This window comes from Oscillospiraceae bacterium MB24-C1 (assembly GCA_030913685.1).
Lineage (GTDB): Bacteria > Bacillota > Clostridia > Oscillospirales > Ruminococcaceae > Yanshouia.
Genome location: CP133187.1, coordinates 2,262,116 through 2,286,685, shown reverse-complemented (window position 1 = coordinate 2,286,685; position 24,570 = coordinate 2,262,116). Strand labels below are relative to the sequence as shown.

The window sequence follows — 24,570 nt, the reverse complement described above, 5'->3', positions numbered from 1 at the left end:
AATTCCTCCTTTGCTTTTTGGTTTAGTTTATGCATCTGCGTCCAAATTATCGGTTGTGCCCAACCGTCAAAAACAGGCAACCACTTTTAAAAAGTTGATCACCAATTAATTCTAAAAAATAAAAACAATCGGGACCTCGCTGTAAAAAAGGCGCAAAGCGCATTCTAGACAACGAAGCCCCGACGGCATCAGCAGAAAATTTGTGTTATTTCAGTGCGTTGATGAAGAACAGCACAATAAAGGAGTTGATAAAGTCGATAAACAGTCCGCCGATAATAGGAAGAACGAAAAACGCTTTCGGTGACGGCTCATATTTAGTCACGACCGCGGTCATGTTGGCGACACCGTTGGGGGTTGCGCCCATGCCGAATCCGCAGTGACCGGCAGCAAGAACCGCGGCGTCATAATCTCTGCCCATAACGTTAAAGGTAACAAAGTTTGTGAACAGGAACATCAGGGTGACCTGTGCAAGCAGAATGACAACCAGCGGCAGCGCCAGGCTGGCCAGCTCCCAGAGCTTGAGTGACATCAGCGCCTGCGCTAGGAAGATGGACAGGAAAATCTCGCCCAGTGCCTGAATTTCGGCAATGCGAATCTCTTTAGAGGTTCCATCCTTAAAGATGTTGCGCATGAACGCTGCTACGAGCATAGAACCGATATAAGCCGGTACAGTCAACCCAGTCAGCGCAATCGCCTTAGAAACATAGCTGCCCAGACCCATTGCAACCGCAATCTGGAAAAACGCGGTGGACAGGTGACCACTGTTTAAAAGAACTTTCTTTTCTTCGAGGATAGACTTATCAGTGGATACAGCATCCGCTGCGCTAGCCTTGAGGTTCCGCTTGCGAATTAAGCGGTTAGCAACCGGGCCGCCCATAAGGCTGCCGCTAACCAATCCGAAGGTAGCTGCAGCGACCGCGATGGTAGAAGCGCCTATCAAACCGGCTTCCTCCATTATCGGTCCAAACGCGGCAGCAGTACCATGGCCGCCGGTCATGGGGACGGAGCCTACCGCCACGCCAAGCAGCGGACTTTCACCCATCAGTGTGGCAATGCCCGCGCCAGTGACGTTCTGTAATACGCAAAGCAAGCTGGCCGCCGCCAAGAATATAATAACTGCGACCGAGCCTTTTTTAAGTACCGCTAAGCTTGCGCCGAAGCCAACGGTAGTGAAGAAGCAGATCATGAAAAAGCTTTGAAGACCCGTGTCCAGTGTTACGGTCGCTACCCCGCTGACATTAAACGCCAGATTCAGCAGCGAAAACAGAAGACCACCCACAACCGGAGCCGGAATGCAAAATTTGTTTAAAAATCCAATTTTATCAACCAGAAATTTTCCGATTAATAGTACGACAACCGAAAGACCAAATGTTTCGATCAAATTAAAAGATAGCGCCATAGACATATTTCCTCCCATAAATTATTCGTTACCAAACCAAAAGGCTTCAATCATCTCGCGTCAGGTTGTACCATCGGGCACCAAACCCATTGCTACTGCGTCAAATTATGAGACGCTACTGTCTGTTTTCGGCGAGCAGTCGGAAAAGCCCGGGCGCTTTCCCCCAAAAGCATCCCCTGTGCTTTGAATGCAACCGCTGCTATTGGCCCGCGTTTTTTTAAACGCAGACCTCATACATGTCACATTTTTCAACTGCTCACTCTGACCTGCGCAGTCTTTTTCTCTTAACGTGCGACCTTCCGGCCTTGTCTGGCAATTCACAGTTTTGGTTCTGTGTTTGTTTTGAGTGTAATGGTCGTTCTTCAATTGGCGTCAAAATGTGTCGAAATTGAAAGACGATTCTACAATTGTTCTAATCATCCCCCAAGTACTTTTGTTAGTTTTGACGATAAATTTTGGTTAAAAAAGCAAAAAACCGCTGCAGTGCAGCGGCAATAAGAATGTATAGGCTTCAATTTTTATTAGATTGTACTAACATTCATTTTAAAATTTGCATCAATTGTTACTAAACCTCATTTTTTCCTAAAATCAATGTTATTTCTCACATGTAAAAGCGACAAGGTCAGCCGCTTAAAAACGTTTTAAAGATTTGATAGGCGTTAATCCTCAAAATTCTTCCGCCAAAATTACCATACCGTCGATAAATTTCTTCAGATTAACCTTCCCACTTGGACCCTTGCCTTGAATTCGTGCCATCTCAGCCCGCACCTCGCCAAACGGAAAAAGACGGGAAGCGTATCGCACAAACACCTCGTTTCCGTAATCTTCAACGCCAAGGCTGGCCAGATGGTGCAAGCCGCGTTCAATCGCACGCCGGATACGCTGTTCGGTCGATTTAGGGTTGCTGCCCAGCTGGGCGCAAAGGGTACGCATGCCCACCTGTGAAACCGTTTCGCGCCGACGTAGCAGCATCATACAAAGTTCTATGATATCCTTTGAACCCTTCTCCCCCGCCATGCCCAATTGACTTAGTATGCTTTTAAGGCGCTGCCGCCAAAGTTCTTCGCGGCTGGCAGGGGCGGTGTGTGCGCCCTGCAAACCGGCATGCAGCATGTTCTGGATGCTGGAAAGTGTACGCGCCTGCTCAATCTGCTGCGCCACATTGCTGACCACCCTTTTAATCTCAAACAGGTTAATCGGCTTATGAATAAAAAATTCCACACCGGCTTCATAGGCTTTTGCGACCATCTCTTTGGCGCTAACCTGTGAAATCATAATGAATCGGACGGCCGTCTGCCGAGCCTTTAATTCGCGCACAACCTGAATGCCATCCATGCCGGGCATTAGCAGGTCTATAAGAATAAGGTCAGGTGCGCAGGCCGCAATTTGTGCCAAATCCACATGGCCATCTTCGGTCGTTCCACAAACCTCTCCCAGATTTTCGCCTTCAATAATATCCTCCAGCACGGCAACGACCGTAGGGTCGTCTTCAATGATGTAAATCCGCATAATCCTCCTCCAGCTGTGCGCATGGAATGCGCACCAAAAAAAGGCACCCGTGCCCTTGTACCGTTTCCATCGTCACCGAGCCACCCAGCTCTTCGGTGAGCGATTTCACCGCAGTAAGCCCCACGCCCCGGTTGATATCGCCTGTCACCGGGTTGAATTTGGTCGAATACCCAATGTTAAAAATCTTATCGTGCATGCGCGGCGGCACGCCCGGCCCATCGTCCTCCACCCGAAAAACGATGTTGCCCTCTTCCAAAAATTCTTCTACCCTAATTGTTCCACTTGTGTCCGCCTGCTCCATCGCCTCAATAGCATTTGTCACCAGATTGCGTAGAATCGACATAAGGCGGTGGTGTTCTCGGGTCACAAAATCATGTTCCACCCCAATAAGCACGCGAATTTTCTGCGGCTTGTGTCGATCAAAAGTTTTGCGGGCAGATTCTTTTAAAATTTTCATCAAATCCGAAATGTGCATGACTTCGCGGTCATAGGCGGCCTCCACCTCGGATTCAATGCCTTTTAAAATGCGCAGGTGTCCCTTTTTTACCTCGTGTACATCCCGCGCAATGGTTAGCGCCAGTTGCCGGTTCTGACCCGGCTCAGCCTGTGACCCGTCGGCCAGACCCTCATAAAGCTCATAGGCCTTTCCCATGACCCGTTCAATATCGCCGGCGGTCTTTTTGAGAAAGTAAAGCTCATCCTTCAGCTGTGCAGTCATGAGAAATAGCCTCTGATAGCGTCGTTCGCGTTCCTCCAACAGCAACAGCCGCCGATAATAACCCAGCCACCAAAACAAGCCGGTTGCACACAGCGCCCGCCCCAACGCCACCACTGTCAGTATTAAATAAAAAACAGTGGGCTGCGCCTCATAATGAAGTCCGGTCGAAAGCCCGATCTCCACCATATTAGAAAGCATGTCCGCTACAAAACAACCGCACAAAAAATGTGGCAATGCCACTTTGTCCCGCCTGAGTACCAAGAGACAAAATAGTGTGTCATAGCAAAGATAAAATAAAGCCCCAGGCATGGCTGCCAGCGCAGCACCGACGGGTGCATGTCCCACAACCAGACTTACAAATGCGCGTGAGAGCCACACAACCCCCGCTGTTACGGCACCTGCCACCGGGATAGTGCGCCCCGGAAACATTTTCGCAAGCAAAACCGGGTACAATATCACCGCACCCGAGAAGCGAAAATCACCTACACCGGGTAAGAAGTAAAGCTGCGAAGCCAGTGCCACTGCTACACCAATGAGCAAAACGCGAACAGACGGGCTGTTAAGCACCGCTTTCCCTTGTCCAAATATCCGGTTTTGCCACTGTGTCAAATGTCTTCACTTCCTAATTGCTTTTTCATTTTATTATCATAACGTCTTTTTTTTCGCACGTCAAACTCTTTAAAACATCAGCTCGAGCAAGCTGTAGCTGTTTTGTCTTTTAACAATAATTATACCCAAATAATTTGCTTTTGATATTGGGAACATAAAAAAGCCCAGCCTAAGCCGGACTTTTTAGACGCACCAAACTTGCTTCTCATTGCTTTAAAGATAGGTGTCTGCGCCTGCGGCAAAATCAATAATCTCCGAGGTGGTTAACATGGTGCCGTTTCCATCGTCAGTTGGCTTTTCAGACATCTGCTCAAGAGTGGGAATACTTTCCTGTCCAGTTTCCATCGCCCGTTTTTGGGAACTGCTCTGCATTTCGGCCTGTTGCTGAACACGCTTATCCTCACCGTCTTTATCAGCCGAGGATGCAAAATAATTTGTCATACTTTTCACCACTTTTTCAGACTTAAACTTTTCGCGGTGCACGGCGACCGGCCCTTCGACAGAAGAAACCAGCCGCCTGCCCGTGTTTTTCAGCCCTTTTTCTTCGCCTTATTATTATCTACGTCTGCATGGCAGTTATTCATGGGGCGATATAACAGCGCACCTAATTCATTATGAAATATAAAAACGCCGCATTGAGCGACGCTTTTATATATTTTAGGCTTACTGATGCACCATATCCTCAATGGATCGACTGATGCTATGGGTAATAGGGCTCCAGTGAATCTTTTTGAACAATGCGACAATCGAAATTGGCACATAGGTAAATATAAATACCGGAAAAGTGAAAACATATAAAATCTTTTTGGCCGCGCTGGCGTGTATCTGCTTCCATTCGGTGATAGTGGTCAGCAGGCCAAACAAAAACAGCGCTATATAAAAGTTAAAAACCGAGGCGAAAATAGCATCAGTTGTCAACGGAATCATATTTGGTGCCACATCCGCGCCCAGCAGAGCGGTCAGCAAAAAAATACCGTTGACTATCACGCTAGTAAGCGAAACAAACAATGCCGGTGCTATCGTCATAAACATATCGTAGCACGCAAACTGACCCTTTACCGCAAAGCCATAAATCAGCTGTTTGTGGTAGCGCCCAAAAACCTGGTAAAACCCCTTAGCCCAACGCAACCGCTGCGTCCAAGACTGACTCCAAGTGCAAGGCTGTTCATCGTAAACCACGGCGGTGTGACAGTATCCAATCTTTTCTTCGTTGATAACACAGTCCACAGAAAATTCGATGTCCTCAGTCAGCAGATGATGCTTCCAGCCGTTGTTTTTACGGATAATGTCATTATGCACCAAAAAGCCGGTGCCTGAAATGGCACAGCTGGTGCCCAATAGCATGCGCGGATAGTTCAGGTAACGCGATTCGCGCATAAACCAAAGGGAGTATCCTGCAGATAACCAGTTGGAGGCAAAGTTCTTAGAGTTACGGAAGGATGTAAGAACACGATAGCCCCGGTCAAACCATTTGTTCATTTCGCGTACAAAGTTCTCATCTAAAAGGTTGTCCGCATCAAAAACAAAATAGCCTTCATAGGCATTGGCTCCATAGTCTCGTGCAATGCCTTTCAGAATATAATCCAGCGCATAGCCTTTGCCGACCTGTAAATGATTAAAACGCTCATAAACCGCTGTGGCTCCTGCGCGTCTTGCGACAGCCGCCGTCTTATCGGTGCAGTTATCCGCCACCACAAATATATCCAGCAGCTCTCGCGGGTAGTTTTGCTTTTTGATGCTGTCAATCAATTCAGCAATGACCGCGCTCTCATTTCTGGCAGCAATTAGCACCGCATAGCGATGGTTCTTCATCGCTTCGGGCGGTTTCTGGGGTCGACGAACAACACCTATAACCGCATAAACAATTTGGTACAAGTAGAACAGTGTAAAAAGAATGAATAGTGTAAGATTAAAAGTCACAATAAACTGTAACATAACCGAACTCCTCCTGTTTTTGTCACAATATCCCATTAAGTGCGTTGGTTATATTGCGCAATATTGAGCTTTGCTTTTAGGCAATATTACCGTTATAGCATTATCTAAATGAAATTTCAACTCAAAGTGTTAAAGTTTCATTTTTTTCAAATAAAGTTCCACATATTATACATAATTAATAAATACCCGTTAATATCTTCTAAGGTTTTTGGCAATAAGCGGATTTTAGTCTTCCAGATAGTTTAAAGCGTTATTTAAGACCAATTGCTATTGTATGTCGTTATGCCCTTAATACTTAAAAGATATTTCGACACAATTTAGTTAAAAATTCTTATTGTTTAGTATTACGTCGCATGATATACTTTAAACATTCACAAGATATATGCAACTTTAGGGAGGTAAGGGGAATATGGCATTTCAGTTTAACCAGAGCAATGGTGCGCCCTCAGGTGGTGCGCCAGCCACAGGTAATTTTTTTAAATCGCTGTCCCGTTCGGTCATTATCGTAGTACTGCTGGTCGCACTCATTGTGTTGGGAAGCTTGTCTTTTACGGTAATTGATGAAGGCTACATAGGTGTTAAATATCAATTTGGGCGTATTGTTGACACCTCTTTAAGTGCTGGCTTGAACTTGAAAATTCCGTTTATACAATCTATCCGCGTTGTTGATATTCGTGAGCAGATGTATGAAATGAACACCACTGCCTACACGAAGGACACCCAGACGGTTGAAAATTTGCAGGTGAAGCTCAACTATATCTATGACAAGGCACTGATCGGTAACTTGATCCGAAATGTAGGCGTCGCCAATGTTGAGACAAAGCTTATCATTCCCCAAATGCAGTCGGCTATGAAAAATGCAATTGGTCAGGTGCGCGCTGAGGATCTCGTCCAGAACCGTGCCGCCGTGCAGGAGAATATTGAAGAGACTTTGCGCACCAGTCTTGGCAACAGCGGTGTCATCGTCGTTTCATTTGCAATGGAAAATTTGGATTTTGAAGATGGTTTTGAAGAAACTATCCGTGCCAAGGTTGCCGCCGAGCAGCAGGCACTGACCATGCAAAACAAGACTAAGGAAAAGGAAGAGTTGGCCAAACAGGCAGTTATCGAAGCGCAGGCACAGGCCGACAGCGAGAAGATTAAGGCCGATGCACAGGCTTATACCATTGAGATTATCCAAAAGCAGCTTAACCAAAGCCCAGAATATATCCAGTACCAGCAGGTACAGCGCTGGGATGGCAAGTTGCCGCAGGTCATGGGCGAAACGGTTAACCCCTTCGTTTCGTTCAAAGCAGCGGAGTAATAATCCAATTAAAAAAGCGCGACCTTGCCAACTGGTAAGGTCGCGCTTTAAATCTGCGATAAAGCCATATTATTCGAATAAAGTTTGTGCCATATAATGTCGGATTCTATTTAAATTTTGGGGGCATCGGTCTCTGTTTAGCCACTTTTAATCGTTTTTAGTGCAGCATACAAACGTCATCGCTCAAAAATCCAGCCTTTATTCATCATTCCCAGGTTTGCCAAATTTCCGGGCAATAACCCACTGTGGCTTTCTTGCCGTTGCGCACAATCGGCGTTTTTAAAAGCTTCGGATTTTCCAAAAGCTTTTGTGCTTTGTCTTGCTCCTGTGCAAGATATTTGACAAGTGCCGCATCTGGTGCCTTTTCGTCCAACAGAGCGTTCACGCCACCAACAGCGGATAACACCGATGAAAATTCGCCATTACTCATACCATAGCGTAACAGGTCAATTCGCTGGACGCGAATACCGCGCTCCTTAAAATACCGCTCTGCCTTTTTAGTATCAAAACACTTGTTTTTCCCGAATATCTGGATATTCATGTCTCTCTTCTCCGTTGCTCTGTTTTTGGTTTGAAAATGATTAGACTGGCCACAGTAATTAGTCGTTACCGCAGCAACGCTGCGGTCTATCCAAGTCGCAGCACTGCGATACAAGCTGCCCTTGTATTATAGTATCTGCCTCAAGAGATATTTTTACACAATAAGTGGCTTGAGGATATGGACGCGGTCACGCAGCATGAAGGTGGTAAGTCTAACGATAATAAAAACACTGTTTTAAGCGCTTTAAAAACAGTGTTTTATTGATGTTATTGGTATTTGGGGCTTTTCATATTGCCTGGCGAAAGCTGCACCAGGCGTGCGCCGACCCTGCGCAAAAAGACCAGTCCACTGTTAAAGGTATCAAAATCACCATCGTCAATCCAGTCAATACGACCCTGCCAACTGCAATTGCGGCGCGATAAGACATGCACCAAAAATGTGCAAATTTCCCCACGCATTGCACTGACATCAATCACCTGCTCGTGTTGACGAATGGGCTTAACCTCTTTATAAAGAGATTCAGCGCCATCAACCATGCGTTCCTCCAAAAAGCTGCGCTTTTTCTGAAACGCCAACGGATAACCACGGCGGTCGAGTGCCCGATCTGCCATGAGCAAAAACATGCTTAAATCCTTAAAAACAATGGGTTCCTCCAACTGGGGGCAATATGCGCGGCCGCTAATCTCCGTGCCGGAGAGACGGTCGACACAGACCCGCATCGCCGAAGCGGGATAATAATATACCGCTTTCAAGGGTTTCACCTCTTTTCTGTGTCCTGACCTTTTAAATACATATGATGTCACACTTTACTGTTTAAACATCAAGACCCCGCAAAGCGGGTAGACCGAAAATTTGGCCCTCAATAAACCGCCGGTTCTGTGTAGGCTTAGAGCATTTCCTCCGGCAGCTCCAGCTGTTGCAGCCGGTAATGCAGCTTAACCGGCTTGCGGCGAATCTGCTTATAAAAATTATTGACGATACGGTTCATAACCTGATCCCCGTCTTCGTAGGTCAACGTAGGCAGCATCACGACGTACTGCATACCGCTGTACCGCGAAACGACATCCCCCTTGCGAAGGCTTAACTTTATCGCCTCCAGCAGCTGATCCATAGCGACATTCAACAAAGGTAGCTCCGGTATTTCTCCCGTGTCGGTATAAACGGTGAAGAGACCAATAAACACGGCGAGCCCTGAACGGGCGGCGCGTCTAATTTCAAGGCGATAGGCTTCTTTAAAAAAGCCATATTCGCAGACAAACGCACCCGGCTCAGACACCGCCTCACGCAGCTGATCCTGAATGACGCTGAGGTCGGTTTCGAGCGATTCATTGGTTCTCATGATGTCTACATATAATCTGCGCAGTGCTTCTGATGGCTTAATGCCTAGATTTCGATAAAGAATATCGGTTGCCTTTTCATACTGAGAAAGCGCCGCCGAGTTCTTACCCTGGCGAAGCAACGCACGGATTTGCATGCAATGAATGTCCTCGTCCAGCGGGTCTATGGCAATCGCGTTAGTACAAACCTGCGAAATTTCTATGTAGAGCGCATTGCGATCAAGCAGGTCGACAAAACGCTTTACCGCTGTTAGATAGAGCGAATGGTAGTGTACGCTCAGCGGAATGGCCCAAAACTCCATGCTCAGCTTGGGAAGAAAATCTCCGCGATAGATATCCATAGCCTCGCGATAAAGTGAAATCCGCTTCATATCGTCCAGCTTTTCGTCCGCTGCGCGGCGGCACAATGCTTCAAATTCATCGACATCCACTTTGCAGTTGATGGCACTGTTCCAACTATATGAGCCGCGCTGCGACAAAATAAACTCTGCCGAATATGCTTTTTCAAGGGGGGTCAGCAACAATCTGATGCGATAAAGAAGGGTTTTAAGTGCGTTAATCGGATTCTGTCCCGATTCGTCGCCCCAAAGCGCATTAATAAATTCCTGCTGCGAAATCAGTTTGTCACGGTGAGACACAATATATGCCAGCAGGTTCCACATTTTACGAGAACGATTGATTCCGTCGTTGATTGAAACATCATCGACCTGAAGCTCAAATCTTCCCAGCATAGAAATGCGTAATTCCTTGTTTTGTGTGCTTTTATTGACAGTTTCACTGACCCGCATAATTCTGCCCCCATACCCAATATGTTTTAACCGAAAATTTTCTTAAGTATTTATTTAATTATAGGATATTTAACTTTAAAAATCCAGCAATTTTTTAAAAAGTGTCTAATTTCGTAACTTTTTGCTGTATAATAACGATAAACTTTCAATGGCCGCATTCATTTTTTCATTTAATTAACGTATTTTCGATAACATCCTGCCGTTTGATGCAACCATTTTGTGACCAACTTCTGCTATAGTATTATAAATAACCTTTGATGTGGGGGATTACGTGATGAGCCGCAAACAATCAAATGACACGTTTATCGTTCAGATTGCTTACCAGCAAAATGACACTTGGCAAGGCACCCTGAAGTGGATGAATCAAGGCAAAGAAGCGCATTTTCGCAGCACCCTTGAGCTGATACATATGATAGATTCCGCCATAAGCTCCGAGGACACCAAGTCGGACTCGGACTAACTGACGTCCATAAGTACCGTTCAGGCTAAAAATAAAACCGGGCGCGCTTCTCTTATACAAGGTTGTCCTTTGTATAAGAGAAGCGCGCCCGGAAAATATTATAGGGTAAAATTATAGAGGCGTGTCAAAACAAACTGTTTAGATTGATCAAGCACTCATATCCTCTACTCTTGGTCATTAATCTCCAGTGGTGCAATATAATCCTTTGTATTGATAGGCATTCCTTTCGCGCTGAGCCGTTCAGTGATACTTTCCTTAACCAGTGCGTAAATAACGCCAAAGGTCGGTACGCCGATAAACATACCCGCCACGCCAAACATACCGCCGAAAAACAAGATGGCAAACACCACCCAAAAGGCCGAAAGCCCGGTGGAATCCCCTAAAATCATCGGACCGATAATGTTGCCGTCAATTTGTTGTAGCACCAAAATAAAGATCAAAAATATTAAACCCTGTACCGGAGAAATGACTGCAATAAGAATAAACCCGGGCACCGCCCCAATAAATGGCCCAAAATAAGGCACCACATTGGTGAGCCCCACAATAAAGCTGACCAGCACAGCGTTGGGCATCTGCATGATGCTAAGCCCCACAAAACACAAAATGCCGATGATGATGGAATCGATAACTTTGCCAGTGATAAAACGCCCAAACATCATGTGGGTGGTGCGGGTAACCATAACAAGACGACGCACACTCTTTTTGGATAGAAATGCGCAAAGAAATTTGCGCAGCTGGGCGATGAAACGCTCTTTTGCAAACAACAGGTAGATCGAGACCACCACAGCCAGAAAAGTAGCGATCAACCCCGAGCCAAGCTGCCAAATCAGCCCGATAGCCTTTGGCGCCGAGGTAGCCATCCAGTTGATAAGGTCCTGAATGCTGTTGCCCGCCATCTGGGTAAGTTGCTCTACATATTCCTGCGGTATTAAATCTTGCGGAATGCGTTCGAGCAGCTCATTGGCAAAGGTTTCGGTAGCACCGACATAATTTTGAAGCTGCTCATACATGGCGGCAACATTAGAAGCAACCAACGGCAAAACGATAAGCACAAAAACAACCAGTACTGCAATGGTCAGAAGATAGGTCAGCAGCAGCGAAAGCGCCCGCTGATGCCTTTGCTTTAGTTTGCTATAAAACTTTGACCGCCCCAATAGCGCTTCTAATTCCACCATGATAGGATTAAGCAGGTAGGCGATGACAAAGCCGTAAGCCATCGGCAGAATGGGATGGAAAAGATTGCGCACTGTCATCCATACCGCCGGAAGATTTGCCAGCGTCAAATAATAAGGAATTACAATCATCAGTACCAACAAAGCATAAACCGCTATGGTCGTATGCTTCTTGTTCCACTCAATTTTCATACTGTACCGCCTCTTTTTCGTCTATATCATGGCACTTCGCCATTTAAAGCATAGCCCCGTTTTTATAGCAACTGGTCCCATTCGGCGTAATAACTGTTCAGCTGAACCTCAAGCTCAGCTATCTGCTGCGTCAGCTCAGAGAGTCGTTCGTAATCGCTGCCGACCTCAGGGTCAGCAAGTGTCTTCTGGGTATCTTCCAGCTTCGCCTCCGTTATTGCAATATCCTGTTCCAGGCGTTCCAGCCGTTTTTTTGCCATCACCTCGGCGCTGCGCTGTGCTTTTGAGCGGTGAAACGCCTTTTGTGCACCGCTCTCAGTCTTAGGGCTTTCGGTTATTACAGCCCTTTCCTGCCAGGCGTTTAGCGCCAGTTGCGCCTGCATCTCTTCAAAACCGCAGTCAAAACTTTGCAGGCTTCCGTCGGCCATTCTCAAAATTCGAGTGGGCAGATGCGAAAGCAGATAGCGGTCATGCGAAACTACAACGACCGTCCCCTCAAATTTTATCAGTGCCGCTTCCAGCGCCTCTTTGGCTGGGATGTCGAGATGGTTGGTTGGCTCGTCCATCACCAGCACGTTGCCATGCTCGAGCATGACAATGGCCAGTTTGATGCGCGCCCGCTCACCGCCCGACAGTACCCCGATCGTTTTAAACGCTTCCTCGCCTTCTAGGTGCAATCCGCCCAACAGCGTGCGCAGTGTATGTTCGTTGGATAACGGGAACCGGTCCCAAAGCTCCATCAGTGCGGTTTTATCCGGATGCAGGTCGGAGGAATCCTGCTCAAAGCAGGAAAGGCTGACATTTCGACCCCATTCAAGCTCGCCGGCGGCGGGGGCCAACTTGCCGATAAGCGTCTTTAGAAGCGTCGATTTGCCCGCGCCGTTCTCACCGATAATGGCCACCCGCTCACCGCGCTTGATATGAATGTTGGTTGCAGTGAGCAGCTCACGGTGCTGTTCCCCCTCGCCCACGGAAATAGTCAGCCCACGCACTGCAAGCACGTCGGACACCGGGCGACTTTTCGGCTCAAAGCGGATCAGCGGCGGTTTTTTAGGCACATAGGGCTTTTGTGCATCGCCAAGATGCTCAATCATCTTCAGGCGGCTTTTAGCGCTCGCCGAGGTCGACGCGCGCGCCATGTTGCGATCGGCATAGTCCTGAAGGCGTGCCACCTCCTGAACGTGTCGCTCATATTCCTTTTCCATTCGCTCAAGCCGTTCGGCACGTAAAGCCAGATAGCGTCCGTAAGGCGCGGGATAAGAAACAAGGCTCAAATTTTCTATCTCCCAGGTCACGTTGGTGACGCGGTCGAGGAAATAGCGGTCATGGCTCACGGTTAGTATCGCCCCGCGGTAAGACGCCAGATATTCCTCGAGCCATGCTAGCATTTTAAAGTCCAGATGGTTTGTCGCTTCGTCCAGAATCAACAGGTCGGGTGCTTCGATCAGAAGCTTGGCCAGCATCAGTCGTGTGCACTCACCGCCGGACATACTCGACACTGGCGTCGCGCGGTCAAAACCACCAAACCCCATGCCGTTTAAAACGGTACTAATCTTCACGGTTGCGTGGTAGCCGTCCAGACTGACAAATTTTGCTTCCAGACGCTGGTATTCCTGCTCCAGCTCAGCATAACGCGACGTGCCATGCTGCTGGCGCGCCATCTCCTCTCCTGTTGCCAGCATGGCCTGCTCCACCGCATACACCTCTTGCAGCGCGCGCTTCATCTCACTTTCAATTGTTCCGTCGGCCAAAAGCCCGCCGTTCTGACGAAGATAACCAACGTTCAGCGTTCCGGCTCGGGCAACACTACCCTCATCCGGCTCTTCAAGCCCCGCTATGATGTTAAGTAACGTTGTTTTGCCTGCGCCGTTAGGCCCAATCAGTGCAATTCGGTCCTGCTCGTTGACGGCAGCATTAATATGTTCAAAAATACGCTCTGCGCCAAAGCTTTTTCCTATGTCGTTGAGTGTCAGAAGCATCTATGTTCCCCTTTTGTGCATAGCTGGCTTTATATATAGCCCTATCAAATTAATAGCATATCCATGTTTTTATCATAACACAGCACGTTTAAAAAAGGAATGCTTTTGTCCCTTACTGCCCGGTTTTGTACTATCATTATGGGCTTTTTAGTGGTATCATAGACTATATCTCTGCAAAACGATTCGGGGGAATATCACTTTGGAAAATTTCATTTTTTGTTTGAATGCAGTCGTACCGGGCTTTTTGCTGATTGCTTCCGGCTATTTCGTTCGCAAGGTCGGGTGGTTGGATGATATCGGCACTAAACAGGTCAACCGGCTGTGCTTTTATCTTTTGCTACCCCTGTTAATGTTTAAAACAGCTTACACATCAAATTTTTCAACAGCCTTTGACCCGGTTCTGCTGTCGCTTTGTGTGCTGTGCCTTCTGGGTATGATCGGCACCATGCTGCTTATAGCCCCAAAGCTGACCAGTTCGCGCGGGCGCATCGGCGTTATGGCACAAGCCAGCTTCCGTTCCAACGCCGTTATGCTGGGTCTTCCGTTTGCTATCAGCCTCAGCGGAGAAGAAGCCGCTGGCACCATGGGCGTGTTGGTTGCCTGCACCGTCCCGCTTTATAATATTCTCGCTGTCATCATCTTTTCAATCTATACGGATACACCCGGTCAAAAGGTTGATGTAAAATCGGTTATTATCAACGTTTTTAGCAATCCGCTGATAATCGCAAGCATTGCCGGATTTACCTTATCGGGGCTGCACATTTCGCTGCCGGTTCTGATTCAACGTCCGGTGTTTGATCTGGGTACCGCCGGTTCTATTATTGCTATGGTGGGTGTAGGCGCCCAACTTGATTTTAAAAATGCGTTGAGAAACATGAAGCTGACGTTGGTATGCGCCTGTGCAAAGCTACTAGTTTTACCACTGGTGGGCACCACAATTGCAATTTTAATCGGTATGAAAGGCGCTGCCCTTTGTTCACTGTTTCTTATCCTTGCCACGCCCAACGCAACCGGATGCCCCGTCATGGCCGATGTTATGGGTGCCGACGGTGCACTGGCCGCCGAAATGGTGGTGTTTACTACCGGAGCCTCGGTTGTTACTGTTTTTTTAGGCTCGTTTATTCTTAAAAATATGGGATTGATTTGATTCGGAGGCATTTATGCTGAAAAAAAACGCAATTATTCCGCTGGAGATTACCGATATTACAAATGAGGGCAACGGCGTCGGCCGTGCCGACGGTATGGCTGTCTTTGTCCCCTTTACAGTGGTAGGGGATAAGCTGAAAGTGCGGGTGGTCAAGGTGCTTTCGCACTATGCCTTCGGTATTATTGAAGAGATGCTCTCGCCCGCTGCGTGCCGCCTAGAGGACGACTGCCCCATCTATCGCCGTTGCGGCAGCTGCAGCCTTCGACACATCTCTTATGAACAGGAGTTGTTGACCAAAAACAGCTGGGTAGAGGAAAACATGCGCCGCATTGGCAAGCTAATGATCACGTTGCCTCCGGCTATTCCCTCCCCGCAAGCCGACCGTTACCGCAATAAGGCAATCTACCCTGTCCGCCTGCAAAACGGTAAGCCTATTGTTGGTTTTTTCGCCAAACGCTCACACAGAGTGGAGCCGGCGGAGGATTGCTTGCTCCACCCTGTTTTTTTTGGCGAAATAGCCGCCGCGTTTTGCAGATGGCTGGCCGAATTTAACGTCAGTATTTACGACGAGACCACGCACAACGGACTGGTGCGCGCACTTTATATTCGCCACGCCGAAGCTACCGGAGAAGTGATGGTCACCATCATCACCAACGGTAGCGCCATACCCCAAACAGATGCGCTCATCAAAGTGCTCCGCAGCGCCTGCACTGCTATTACTTCTGTAATACTCAATATTAACTGCGATAAAACCAACGTACTGCTCGGACAAAAATGTCAAACACTCTGGGGAGAAAGCACCATCACCGACCGGCTCTGCGGGCTTTCTTTTTCTCTTTCTCCATTATCGTTTTATCAAGTTAACCGCCGTGCTGCTGAGCAGCTTTATGGCATTGCAAAAGAGTTCGCGGCGCTTTCGGGCGGCGAAGTTCTGTTGGATCTCTACTGTGGCGCAGGCACCATTGGCCTTTCTATGGCGCATCAGGCCGGACAACTTATCGGGGTGGAAATTGTCTCAGACGCTGTCAAAAACGCGCGTCAAAACGCAGCTCAGAACGGCATTGCGAACGCACGCTTTATCTGCGCAGATGCAGCAGAGGCTGCTGCCCAGCTTGAAGCCGAGGGCATCGCCCCCAATGTTATTATTCTTGACCCGCCTCGCAAGGGCTGCACACCGGATTTGATTAAAACCACTGTTCGCATGGCACCTGACCGCATTGTCATGGTGTCGTGCAACAGCGCTACCGCCGCACGAGATGTCGCTTTGTTTAGCGAACTGGGTTATATTCCACAAAAAATTCAGGCGGTCGATATGTTTCCAAGAACAGCACACGTTGAAGCGATAATAATGATGACGAAATGTGGTTCGGAGGGTAAAAAGTAGACTTTGACCACAAGATGTTGTGGTTTTGGAGTGATTTTGAGGCTTAAAAACGGGCAAAAAAGTGCCGTTTTTGAGCCTTGGAAAATGGTGGAATTATAGATGACATAGGAAATATGATATTTTATGGGGTGAATTTATGCAATATTATGTAATGCTTATGGTTGAAAGAGAAGACTTTTCTAGTAGAAATGTGGCTCCTATTTTTGCAGAATATTCATGGTGGGTTAATCTTGTAAAGAAATCTCTTAATAAGGCAGATACTTTTGAAACAAGGGTATGGCCAAACGATGGAGAAGCTATAGAATCGGGAATAAAGTATGGGGAAAAAATAAATAATGAAGAAACTAGAGAACTTGTTTTTCAAGGGAAAGTAACAAATGACTTTGAAATTGAAGTGAAGGAAAATTTCTTATCTAAAGAAGGTTTTATTAAATGGTTTACTCTTAACTTATACAAGGGTAGAAAGATGTTGTTTTCAAGCCAGCATTATGGTGATGAGACACTGATCTTTGATTTATCTGAAGAAGGGGTGGCCCAAATTCAAGAGTGGGCTAAACAGCACAGGATTATTAAAAGAGTGGATGTTTATGAAATGACCAATTAATCAAAAATTTAATATGTAAAATTAAGAGGCTAAGCCTTAGGTCAACTTAAGACCTACAGACTTAGCCTCTTTTTTATGCCAAAAACAAAAAGAAAGGAAAGATTACAATGTCAAAATTATTTATGTACGGTACAAGGTTACAGGGGTTTGAACAAATGATGATGCTTGTACCTAATTTCATGAAGCGAGAGAAAGGAATAATTGTATTAAAAGGGTTACCATTCAGTGAAGAGGATACAGCCTGTCGGTTTTGCACCGAATACCCAAAATGTAAAAATGATGATAGCAAATGCTTGGTCTTATCGGAAAGATTGAAAGCGAACGCGGTATGTTATGAAAACATAGTAAAAAGTACCTTTAAGGATTTCAGAGAATATAATCTCAAAAAAAGATTGAGTAAACTGATTTCAGAGTTTAATGGTGATTTCTTTTGCGACAGCGGTCACCGACAGCGATTTAAAAATATTATCAACATAAAAAACAGAGTGATAAAGAAAATTGATAATAATCAATTTCTTGCCACTCTGTTTTTGCTTACAGCGGACCATGAACTATGGGAATGGTCAAAGCCACATGTTTATTTAACTAAGGTTTATTTTAAATCAATCCATTTAAAAGGAATTGATACCAACAGATATGCTGTCTATCAAACAGCAAAGACAATATCTACAGGGAAAGAATATATTAAACTTAATGAAATTGCCGATGAAAGCCTGATTGATGAGAAAACATTTCAAGCTATCATTCATGCTATACTCCTTGCCAAGTATGGAACAGAGATATTGGGTATCTGCAAATAAAAAGAGCCTGTAAAAACAGACTCTGTATTAGTGAGATTTACTTTTTATAGGTCATCAAATCGGAAATCTTACAATCCAAAACAAAGCAGATCCGAGTGAGGACATCAATATCCATACGCTCAATATTTCCGTTGTACCATTTGTCAGCTACTTCAAAACGGATATTTGCAAGTTTAGCAAGCTTGCTTCTGGTCATATCTTTGTTGTCCATGATTTCTTTTACATGAAAGCTAACTTTCCCGTAGTATAACAAGCAGCATAATACAATTGTTTGGAGATGTAAACGGCGATTAAAAAGTGGCACTACACAGTGCAGTAATGCAAGTAGTTTAAAGGAAACTGCATTGCTCAATGCACTGTCTAAAGTGCTAAATACAATTGATGCTACTGAAATACAAACAGCATCTTCCCTGTCTTTGCAGTCTAAAGCTTCTATAGTTAATCTATTTAACGGTGCTGAAATCAACGTAAAAGCAATTGAAGAAGTAAAGTTAAATAGTATAATAAAGTCAATAGATGTGATAGAAAAAGAACAAATACGTATACACTTTAAGTCGGGACTAATAGTAGACCAAACTTTATGTAACAATTTAATAAATTGCACAGAATAAAGCCTTTAAATTACAATATCATCATTTAAAAGTTTTATTGCGTACAATTTTACTTTTGATAAGATTGTGCACGACTACTGTGGCTTAAGTAGATAAGATGTTGGAAGAAAACCTTGGGGGATTTTTAAAATTCAAATCACAAGATTTGTAGGTGTTTTCTTAAAGAGATACCCCTCCGCCAAGGAACTATCAGCTACCTACGACATCTTTATTGTCTACTCAAGGCATGTGGAGTGCATTGTCGAATTATGCCGGTTAGAAGATTGTTAAACTTGTATTTCATATAAGTAAATATTTTAATATTAGATGAAATGCCTATTCAAAAATTGAATTATTTAAAAGGAGATTTCAATGAAATATAAAGGATCATGTCTTTGTGGTGAAGTCACTTTTGAGATTGAGGGGGAATTTGAAAATTTCTTTCTTTGTCATTGTGAGCGATGTCGTAAGGATACAGGGTCAGCCCATGCGGCCAATCTGTTTTCTTCTACAGCCAAGTTAAAATGGCTGTCTGGTGAAGATAAAGCTAAAATCTTTAATTACCATTCAGAAGGTCACATAAAAAGCTTCTGCTCCAATTGCGGATCGGCACTTCCAAATATTCAGATTGATGGAAAGCTACTGGTTGTCCCCGCAGGATGTATTGACAGTGACTTACACATGAAACCGCAAGGACACATCTTTTGCGCAAATAAAGCAAGTTGGGAAAGTAACTTAGAAATTTTACCAAAATTTGATGAACTCCCTAATACATGAAGAATGCAAATTTAATAAGTTCTTTAGGCATTGTGGAATGCAATCGCCAAATAATAAAAGACCATAATATATATTATCTGACTCCAAGGTATAATCAGGTTCAAAGGGCATCATTTTGTCTACTCATGGCACGTTGAGACGGTTGTTCTTTTGTCCCACAAAATTCATAAACATCTCCACCGTCTTTATAAACCGGAAAGTTAAATAAAATAGACTTAAGGGGCAGTTCTGCCTCGTCACATGGGAAAATCTCTATTTCTTTGATTAGCGAAGAAATCAGAGATTTTTTTCTTCATCGCTGATTTTATCAAAGGCCTTATCAAAGTTTGCCAACAGGGTGTAGATGTTCTCTAAAGTAATGGCATCCTGCTCTACAGCCTTTCGGCGTAGCTTTACATCCTCGATTTTTCTTCAAGCTCTACAATGATGTCATATAGACCATCAAGCCGGAGGGTCATATCGTGAAGCTTGCGTTCTCTGAAACGGGTATCCTCCGGCAGACTGTCAATTTCATTTTCAAGACGGGTTTTATTAAGCTCGACCTCTCGCAGTTTGGATTCATAATTGCTTAGTTCTCTGTTTAAAGTAGAAATGTCAATTTCCTTGCCTATCCTTGATTTGATTTCTGCTGCAAAATCTTGATTTTTTATCAGCTCTCTGATTGCTTCAATGACAAGTGGCTCAATGTCAGTTTTCTTGAGCATAGCTTTATAATCACAGCTTTTTCCCCGTGCTGTTCGAGATTTACTGCACACATAATAGTAAATCTCTTGATATGTACCGTCTTTGTTTGTCCATGTGTGTTTGTTTGTGCACATCGGTCCGCCACATTTAGGGCATTTTAAGATACCGCTTAACAAATGTGCTCTGTCCCGACCAATTTTAGAGGGAGATTTTACACCTGTTATTTCTCGTTTTTCATGTGCCTGCGTCCATAGTTCCTCGCTGATGATAGCATCGTGCTGACCATCTGCAAGAATATAGTCATCTTGCTGTACTTGGCGGTATTCATTCTTAGTGCCTTTGACCATGTACATACTTATCAAAGATAATCCTTACTGCATCGGCTTCATTCTCTTGGATAAAAAGTTGCTTATCTTTAAGATAATATCCATAAGGAGCAAATTTTCTTTACATCCGTTCATTGTCTGCTCAATAATGTTTTCACGCTCTATTTCAGCAACAGCAGACAGTACAGAGATTAAAAGTTTACCACTTGTCTGTGATGAATCAATTCCTTCTTCAATACAAATAAGATTCACTCCGTAGGATTGCACATGTTCAAGTGAGTTTAGAATATCGGCAGCATTTCTGCCAAAGCGGGAGAGCTTATAGACTAAGATGTAGTCATTTCCAATATATTGGCATTCATATTTATTTCACCTCTTTTACTTGTTAAATTCTGACGCTTCCATTTTCCAGCCTCTGGCTTTCTGTTGTTCTTTCCACAGCTTAGAATACAATCCGTTTGATTTAATCAATTCTTTATGTGTTCCTTGTTCGGCTATGTGCCCTTTATCCAAAACAAGAATATTATCAGCATTTTCAATTGCTTTAAACTGATGGGCGATTACAATAACCGTTTTTTCATTAACTAGATTTTCAAATGCTTTTTGAATTTCTGCTTCATTTTCAGGATCAAGTGATGCGGTCGCTTCATCCAGAATTACGATTGGAGCATCCTTCAGAATAGCTCTGGCGATAGATATTCGTTGCTTTTCACCTCCAGACAGTGAATTACCATTTTCACTGACAACCGTGCCATATCCATGAGGAAGAGCCTCAATAAATTCATCGCAGCAGGCGAGTGATGCGGCTCTTCTTATTTCTTCTATACCTGCACCTTTTCTGCCGATTCCAATATTATTGGCAATTGTATCGTTAAAGAGATAGACCTCCTGAAAGACCATAGAAAGCTTTGTCAATAATTTATTAGGGTTAATTTTCGTTATCGGAATATTACCGATACGAATCTCACCCGACTGGACATCCCAAAACCTTGCAATAAGGCTTGTCATAGTCGTTTTGCCTGAACCAGACATACCTACCAGGGCAGTCATGGACTTCTCTGGAATATGACAGCTTACTCCGCTCAATACATCACTGTCGCTATAACTAAAGCTGACATTATCAAAAGTCACATGACTTGTTTTTGGAAGTTCGTTTAGTGCATGATAAGATGGTTCCTCTGCTTCAAATACTTCACCGATACGCTTTATTGATAGGTAGATGTATCTAAGCTCAACAAGCTGAGGCCCAAGAGATTTTACCGTTTCAAACAGAAAATAGCCCATAACCGCAAAGGAAAACAGGCTCTGAATGGGCATGCTACCAACTGCACACAGTCTTACTGCCGCAAACAACGTTATTAAATAGCCTATGTCTAAGCAGAAAAGGAAAATCTGTATTGGAATGGCCGTCCAAACCTCGGTTCTAAAACTGACTTTCTTTAGCCGTAGCATTGCCTCATTCATTGTTTCAAAACTCTCTCCAGTTAAATTGTACGATTTCAAAAGCTTGATCGTTTTAAAGTATTCCAAGATACGGGAGGATGCTTCAACAACAGTTTTTATATGCCTATGTCCAAGAATGCCGACTGTTCTTTGTGCTACAAACAGGAAAACACTGGCTGCGACAACAGATAACAAGATAATACCAGCCAAAGCCGAATTAATTGTAGCTAGAAATATAATAAGAATTACCGGTGAGATGAGTGCAGTGGTCAGATCGGGCAGAATTCTGGCGATAATTGTTTCTGCCTTTTGCACGTCGCCTAATAAGCGTGAAGCGATATCCCCTGGGTCATTCTTCTTAAAATAGCTTAAAGATAGCCTGCTTAGCTTGTCACCCATAGCCAACCTAAGTTCTGACGACATTGTATAAGCTTCGACATAGGTTTTTGTCTGGCTCCACATTGACAGTAGTATGTAAAATATAAATACACCTATATACCAAATGCAATATTTCCATAACGCCATATAACTTATTGGCTGCCCGTGTAAAATGGGTACTGTAAGCTGCATTACTATCAAGTAGAGGAAGAAATAAAATACTCCCGGAAGGATGTTGGAAGCCAGATTTGCGCCAAAGACAGCAGCTAACCTTTTGGAATTTTCTTTAACAAAGCTCCAGTTGTTTTTATTCACTATGCTCAAACCTCCTTTTCAGACAGCTGCCATTGTCTGGCTTTTAAATGTACGTCCCACATGTTTTTATATAAACCGTTTTGAGCAAGCAGTTTATCATGGGTTCCGCTTTCAGCTACATTTCCCTCATCAATTACATATATGTTATCGGCTCCAACTATCGTTGAAAGCCGATGGGCAATAACAACAACGGTTCTATTTACCATAAGTCTTGAAAAAGCCTCCTGCATCAACGACTCATTTTCAGCATCGGCATAAGCAGTTGCCTCATCCAGAAGAACAATGGGAGAATTTTTAAATATAACTCTTGCCATTGCAATTCTTTGTTTTTCTCCACCGCTTAATTGTGTTTCACCTCCGTCACCAATAATCGTGTTATATCCATGCGGAAGATTTATAATAAAATCATGACACGCCGCTGCTTTTGCTACCGCCTCGATTTGATCTTGATTCGCCTTTTCATTTCCCATACAAATATTTGCCTTTACTGTATCCGTTAGTATCATAACATCCTGAAATACAGTTCCTACTGTTTCTGAAACGCCCTTGGTACCCATTTCGTTTAATGGTATTCCTCCTATTTTAATTGAACCATCAGTAGTTTCCCACATTCTTGCAATAAGGTTTACTATTGTAGTTTTACCTGCTCCTGAAGGCCCTACCAGTGCGGTAAAGGAGCCTTCCGGCAGAGTAATATTTATATCCTTAAGAATATCTTGATCTCCTTTTTGATATTGAAAGGATACATTTTTAAGCTCTATGTTAAATTTATCTGGTATCTTAGGAACCGATGGTTCATAAAGAGGTTCTACCGACATAATCTCATTTATCCGTTTTATACCAGAGGTTATAAGCTCCATGCGTGTTGTAATCATAATTGCCTTCAAAAGACCACCAAAGCAACCTGTGCCAAACAGCAGGAATAAAATGATTTTAGAGGCATCAATGCTGCCGTTTTTCATTAAATATATTCCCAGAGGAAGGATAAACAGACCTCCTCCGAGAATAAAGGTTGAAACCAGTGCCCGATACGGCGATACACCCCTTGACCACACAACAACAATATCGCGGTAAGCAGACACAGATTGCTTGAGTCTTTTAAACGAGTCTGCATTAAGATTAAACGCCTTAACAACAGGCATTCCATGAACATACTCCAACATTGTAGAATGCATGGTTTCTATAGCCTTATGATATTTTTTTGTTAGTTCCTTTCTGTTTTGTCCTGTAAGTGCACCATTCCACATCATATAAAGCAGTATGATAGTAACCGGAAGCGGAATTGCCGCAGCTAGTGCGAGACGCCAGTCGACAGTAAAAAGAAAGACAAGTGTCGCAAACGGCAGGGTTAATCCTGCCGCTGCATCTGGAAAATGATGCGCAACGAAGCTTTCAATTGCTTCAACATCCTCCTGAACTATTTTTAAAACCTGTCCTGAACTGTGATTCCCCCAGAAGCCCATTGGAAGTCTTCCAATATGCTTTGTTATTTTAACGCGGATACGGTAAAGTAGATCAAAAGCCGCAATGTGGCTAAATACAAAGGAAGAAACCGTAAAAGCATATCTTAATAAAAGAGCTGCAAACGCAATCCCAAGCCATGTTATAATAGGCTCGGGCGATGCCCCCTGACCCGCTTGCAGATAATATATAACTATTTTATATATCAGGGCAAAGGGCACGATAAGCAGCAACGAGCTGATGGCAGCCAACGCCACACATATGATCAAATGAATTTTTTTATATTTAATTAAATCAAAAAGGGATTTCATATCATATTCTCCTGGATCAATTAAGTTTTAGTTATTTTGGTTTAAGTAAATATCCTTTAAGCTTTTCTATTGTTTCACAACTGATTAAATGTTCCATCTTACAGGCATCTTTTTCGGATACTTGATTGTCTACGCCGAGGACTTGGGTTAAAAACCCTTTGATAACTAAATTGCGGTTTCGCACTTCAATTGCCTTTTCTTTCCCGAAATCAGTAAGCAATATTGCACCACTTACATCCTTTGTAACTAAGCCATAATTCATAAGCTTTTTCACAGTTTGCGATACAGTTGCCTTTGTTACGCCAAATCTTTCGGAAATACTTGTAACTCTTGCCTCGGCGTCGTTTTCATTCAGCTCCAATATTATTTTCAAATAGTTTTCCAAAGCAGGCGTAATTGTCATTGTGATCA

At 44.3% G+C, this 24,570-nt stretch carries 21 protein-coding genes and 1 pseudogene; 7 read left to right on the top strand and 15 right to left on the bottom strand.

Translation table 11 applies throughout. From position 1 onward, the window contains the following. Positions 1 to 205: 205 nt before the first annotated feature. The 5 genes from gltS to RBH76_10895 form a co-directional block, all read right to left on the bottom strand. Positions 206 to 1,399, bottom strand: coding sequence for a sodium/glutamate symporter (gene gltS, locus RBH76_10915; protein ID WMJ83232.1), 1,194 nt, complete (start codon positions 1,397 to 1,399; stop codon positions 206 to 208). Positions 1,400 to 2,065: 666 nt separating this feature from the next. Next, positions 2,066 to 2,908 carry a DNA-binding domain-containing protein gene (locus RBH76_10910; GenBank protein WMJ83231.1) on the bottom strand — a complete coding sequence of 281 codons (843 nt, stop codon included), beginning with the start codon at positions 2,906 to 2,908 and terminating at the stop codon, positions 2,066 to 2,068. Further along, positions 2,889 to 4,235, bottom strand: a complete 1,347-nt coding sequence (locus RBH76_10905) for an ATP-binding protein (GenBank protein ID WMJ83230.1) — start codon at positions 4,233 to 4,235, stop codon at positions 2,889 to 2,891. The genes RBH76_10910 and RBH76_10905 overlap by 20 nt, the downstream gene beginning before the upstream one ends. A gap of 213 nt (positions 4,236 to 4,448) precedes the next feature. Next, positions 4,449 to 4,676, bottom strand: coding sequence for a hypothetical protein (locus RBH76_10900; protein ID WMJ83229.1), 228 nt, complete (start codon positions 4,674 to 4,676; stop codon positions 4,449 to 4,451). Positions 4,677 to 4,898: 222 nt separating this feature from the next. Continuing rightward, positions 4,899 to 6,170 carry a glycosyltransferase family 2 protein gene (locus RBH76_10895; protein ID WMJ83228.1) on the bottom strand — a complete coding sequence of 424 codons (1,272 nt, stop codon included), beginning with the start codon at positions 6,168 to 6,170 and terminating at the stop codon, positions 4,899 to 4,901. 409 nt (positions 6,171 to 6,579) lie between these two features. Between RBH76_10895 and RBH76_10890 the strand changes: the two genes are divergently transcribed. After that, positions 6,580 to 7,473: a prohibitin family protein gene (locus tag RBH76_10890; protein ID WMJ83227.1), complete on the top strand. Its 894-nt coding sequence runs from the start codon at positions 6,580 to 6,582 to the stop codon at positions 7,471 to 7,473. Between the two features lie 205 nt (positions 7,474 to 7,678). Here the strand turns inward: RBH76_10890 and RBH76_10885 are convergent, their stop codons facing one another. The 3 genes from RBH76_10885 to RBH76_10875 form a co-directional block, all read right to left on the bottom strand. Then, on the bottom strand, positions 7,679 to 8,014 hold the full coding sequence (locus tag RBH76_10885; GenBank protein ID WMJ83226.1) for an ArsC/Spx/MgsR family protein: 336 nt from the start codon (positions 8,012 to 8,014) through the stop codon (positions 7,679 to 7,681). A gap of 266 nt (positions 8,015 to 8,280) precedes the next feature. Further along, complete coding sequence (locus RBH76_10880; GenBank protein WMJ83225.1) at positions 8,281 to 8,766, bottom strand: hypothetical protein; 486 nt, start codon at positions 8,764 to 8,766, stop codon at positions 8,281 to 8,283. Between the two features lie 134 nt (positions 8,767 to 8,900). Further along, positions 8,901 to 10,139 carry a BTAD domain-containing putative transcriptional regulator gene (locus RBH76_10875; GenBank protein ID WMJ83224.1) on the bottom strand — a complete coding sequence of 413 codons (1,239 nt, stop codon included), beginning with the start codon at positions 10,137 to 10,139 and terminating at the stop codon, positions 8,901 to 8,903. A 274-nt stretch (positions 10,140 to 10,413) separates the two neighbouring features. On the opposite strand from RBH76_10875, the gene RBH76_10870 reads away from it, so the two are divergent. Next, positions 10,414 to 10,599: a hypothetical protein gene (locus tag RBH76_10870; GenBank protein WMJ83223.1), complete on the top strand. Its 186-nt coding sequence runs from the start codon at positions 10,414 to 10,416 to the stop codon at positions 10,597 to 10,599. A 164-nt stretch (positions 10,600 to 10,763) separates the two neighbouring features. Here the strand turns inward: RBH76_10870 and RBH76_10865 are convergent, their stop codons facing one another. Continuing rightward, positions 10,764 to 11,963 carry an AI-2E family transporter gene (locus RBH76_10865; protein ID WMJ83222.1) on the bottom strand — a complete coding sequence of 400 codons (1,200 nt, stop codon included), beginning with the start codon at positions 11,961 to 11,963 and terminating at the stop codon, positions 10,764 to 10,766. 62 nt (positions 11,964 to 12,025) lie between these two features. Next, positions 12,026 to 13,939: an ABC-F family ATP-binding cassette domain-containing protein gene (locus RBH76_10860; GenBank protein ID WMJ83221.1), complete on the bottom strand. Its 1,914-nt coding sequence runs from the start codon at positions 13,937 to 13,939 to the stop codon at positions 12,026 to 12,028. A 199-nt stretch (positions 13,940 to 14,138) separates the two neighbouring features. On the opposite strand from RBH76_10860, the gene RBH76_10855 reads away from it, so the two are divergent. From RBH76_10855 to RBH76_10840, 4 genes are all read left to right on the top strand, one after another. Continuing rightward, complete coding sequence (locus RBH76_10855) at positions 14,139 to 15,086, top strand: AEC family transporter (protein WMJ83220.1); 948 nt, start codon at positions 14,139 to 14,141, stop codon at positions 15,084 to 15,086. 13 nt (positions 15,087 to 15,099) lie between these two features. Continuing rightward, positions 15,100 to 16,470: a 23S rRNA (uracil(1939)-C(5))-methyltransferase RlmD gene (gene rlmD, locus RBH76_10850; GenBank protein ID WMJ83219.1), complete on the top strand. Its 1,371-nt coding sequence runs from the start codon at positions 15,100 to 15,102 to the stop codon at positions 16,468 to 16,470. Positions 16,471 to 16,606: 136 nt separating this feature from the next. After that, positions 16,607 to 17,074 (top strand): hypothetical protein, encoded by a 468-nt coding sequence (locus tag RBH76_10845; GenBank protein ID WMJ83218.1) that lies wholly within the window; start codon positions 16,607 to 16,609, stop codon positions 17,072 to 17,074. A gap of 107 nt (positions 17,075 to 17,181) precedes the next feature. Continuing rightward, positions 17,182 to 17,874, top strand: coding sequence for a hypothetical protein (locus RBH76_10840; protein WMJ83217.1), 693 nt, complete (start codon positions 17,182 to 17,184; stop codon positions 17,872 to 17,874). A 37-nt stretch (positions 17,875 to 17,911) separates the two neighbouring features. Here RBH76_10840 and RBH76_10835 read toward each other — a convergent pair whose 3' ends face one another. Beyond that, a complete protein-coding gene (locus RBH76_10835) occupies positions 17,912 to 18,478 on the bottom strand; it encodes a helix-turn-helix transcriptional regulator (protein ID WMJ83216.1) in 567 nt (188 codons plus the stop codon). A 358-nt stretch (positions 18,479 to 18,836) separates the two neighbouring features. Between RBH76_10835 and RBH76_10830 the strand changes: the two genes are divergently transcribed. Further along, on the top strand, positions 18,837 to 19,241 hold the full coding sequence (locus RBH76_10830; GenBank protein WMJ83215.1) for a GFA family protein: 405 nt from the start codon (positions 18,837 to 18,839) through the stop codon (positions 19,239 to 19,241). Positions 19,242 to 19,360: 119 nt separating this feature from the next. Here the strand turns inward: RBH76_10830 and RBH76_10825 are convergent. The 4 genes and pseudogenes from RBH76_10825 to RBH76_10810 all read right to left on the bottom strand — a co-directional run bounded on the left by RBH76_10825 (position 19,361) and on the right by RBH76_10810 (position 24,562). Next, positions 19,361 to 20,590, bottom strand: a pseudogene (locus tag RBH76_10825) (recombinase family protein). A 39-nt stretch (positions 20,591 to 20,629) separates the two neighbouring features. After that, the gene (locus RBH76_10820; GenBank protein ID WMJ83214.1) at positions 20,630 to 22,387 is read right to left on the bottom strand and encodes an ABC transporter ATP-binding protein; all 1,758 of its coding nucleotides are present in this window, start codon (positions 22,385 to 22,387) and stop codon (positions 20,630 to 20,632) included. 5 nt (positions 22,388 to 22,392) lie between these two features. Further along, a complete protein-coding gene (locus RBH76_10815) occupies positions 22,393 to 24,159 on the bottom strand; it encodes an ABC transporter ATP-binding protein (GenBank protein WMJ83213.1) in 1,767 nt (588 codons plus the stop codon). Between the two features lie 31 nt (positions 24,160 to 24,190). Beyond that, positions 24,191 to 24,562, bottom strand: coding sequence for a metal-dependent transcriptional regulator (locus tag RBH76_10810; GenBank protein WMJ83212.1), 372 nt, complete (start codon positions 24,560 to 24,562; stop codon positions 24,191 to 24,193). Positions 24,563 to 24,570 lie beyond the last annotated feature (8 nt).

Excerpts from the sequence above, each read along its gene's own strand:
- rlmD (WMJ83219.1), top strand. The coding sequence starts at position 15,100 with ATGCTGAAAAAAAACGCAATTATTCCGCTGGAGATTACCGATATTACA.
- RBH76_10830 (WMJ83215.1), top strand. The coding sequence starts at position 18,837 with ATGAAATATAAAGGATCATGTCTTTGTGGTGAAGTCACTTTTGAGATT.
- RBH76_10870 (WMJ83223.1), top strand. The coding sequence starts at position 10,414 with ATGAGCCGCAAACAATCAAATGACACGTTTATCGTTCAGATTGCTTAC.
- RBH76_10810 (WMJ83212.1), bottom strand. The coding sequence starts at position 24,562 with ATGACAATTACGCCTGCTTTGGAAAACTATTTGAAAATAATATTGGAG.
- RBH76_10860 (WMJ83221.1), bottom strand. The coding sequence starts at position 13,939 with ATGCTTCTGACACTCAACGACATAGGAAAAAGCTTTGGCGCAGAGCGT.
- RBH76_10865 (WMJ83222.1), bottom strand. The coding sequence starts at position 11,963 with ATGAAAATTGAGTGGAACAAGAAGCATACGACCATAGCGGTTTATGCT.
- RBH76_10845 (WMJ83218.1), top strand. The coding sequence starts at position 16,607 with ATGCAATATTATGTAATGCTTATGGTTGAAAGAGAAGACTTTTCTAGT.
- RBH76_10885 (WMJ83226.1), bottom strand. The coding sequence starts at position 8,014 with ATGAATATCCAGATATTCGGGAAAAACAAGTGTTTTGATACTAAAAAG.
- RBH76_10815 (WMJ83213.1), bottom strand. The coding sequence starts at position 24,159 with ATGAAATCCCTTTTTGATTTAATTAAATATAAAAAAATTCATTTGATC.
- RBH76_10910 (WMJ83231.1), bottom strand. The coding sequence starts at position 2,908 with ATGCGGATTTACATCATTGAAGACGACCCTACGGTCGTTGCCGTGCTG.
- RBH76_10875 (WMJ83224.1), bottom strand. The coding sequence starts at position 10,139 with ATGCGGGTCAGTGAAACTGTCAATAAAAGCACACAAAACAAGGAATTA.
- RBH76_10840 (WMJ83217.1), top strand. The coding sequence starts at position 17,182 with ATGTCAAAATTATTTATGTACGGTACAAGGTTACAGGGGTTTGAACAA.
- RBH76_10895 (WMJ83228.1), bottom strand. The coding sequence starts at position 6,170 with ATGTTACAGTTTATTGTGACTTTTAATCTTACACTATTCATTCTTTTT.
- RBH76_10900 (WMJ83229.1), bottom strand. The coding sequence starts at position 4,676 with ATGACAAATTATTTTGCATCCTCGGCTGATAAAGACGGTGAGGATAAG.
- RBH76_10890 (WMJ83227.1), top strand. The coding sequence starts at position 6,580 with ATGGCATTTCAGTTTAACCAGAGCAATGGTGCGCCCTCAGGTGGTGCG.
- gltS (WMJ83232.1), bottom strand. The coding sequence starts at position 1,399 with ATGGCGCTATCTTTTAATTTGATCGAAACATTTGGTCTTTCGGTTGTC.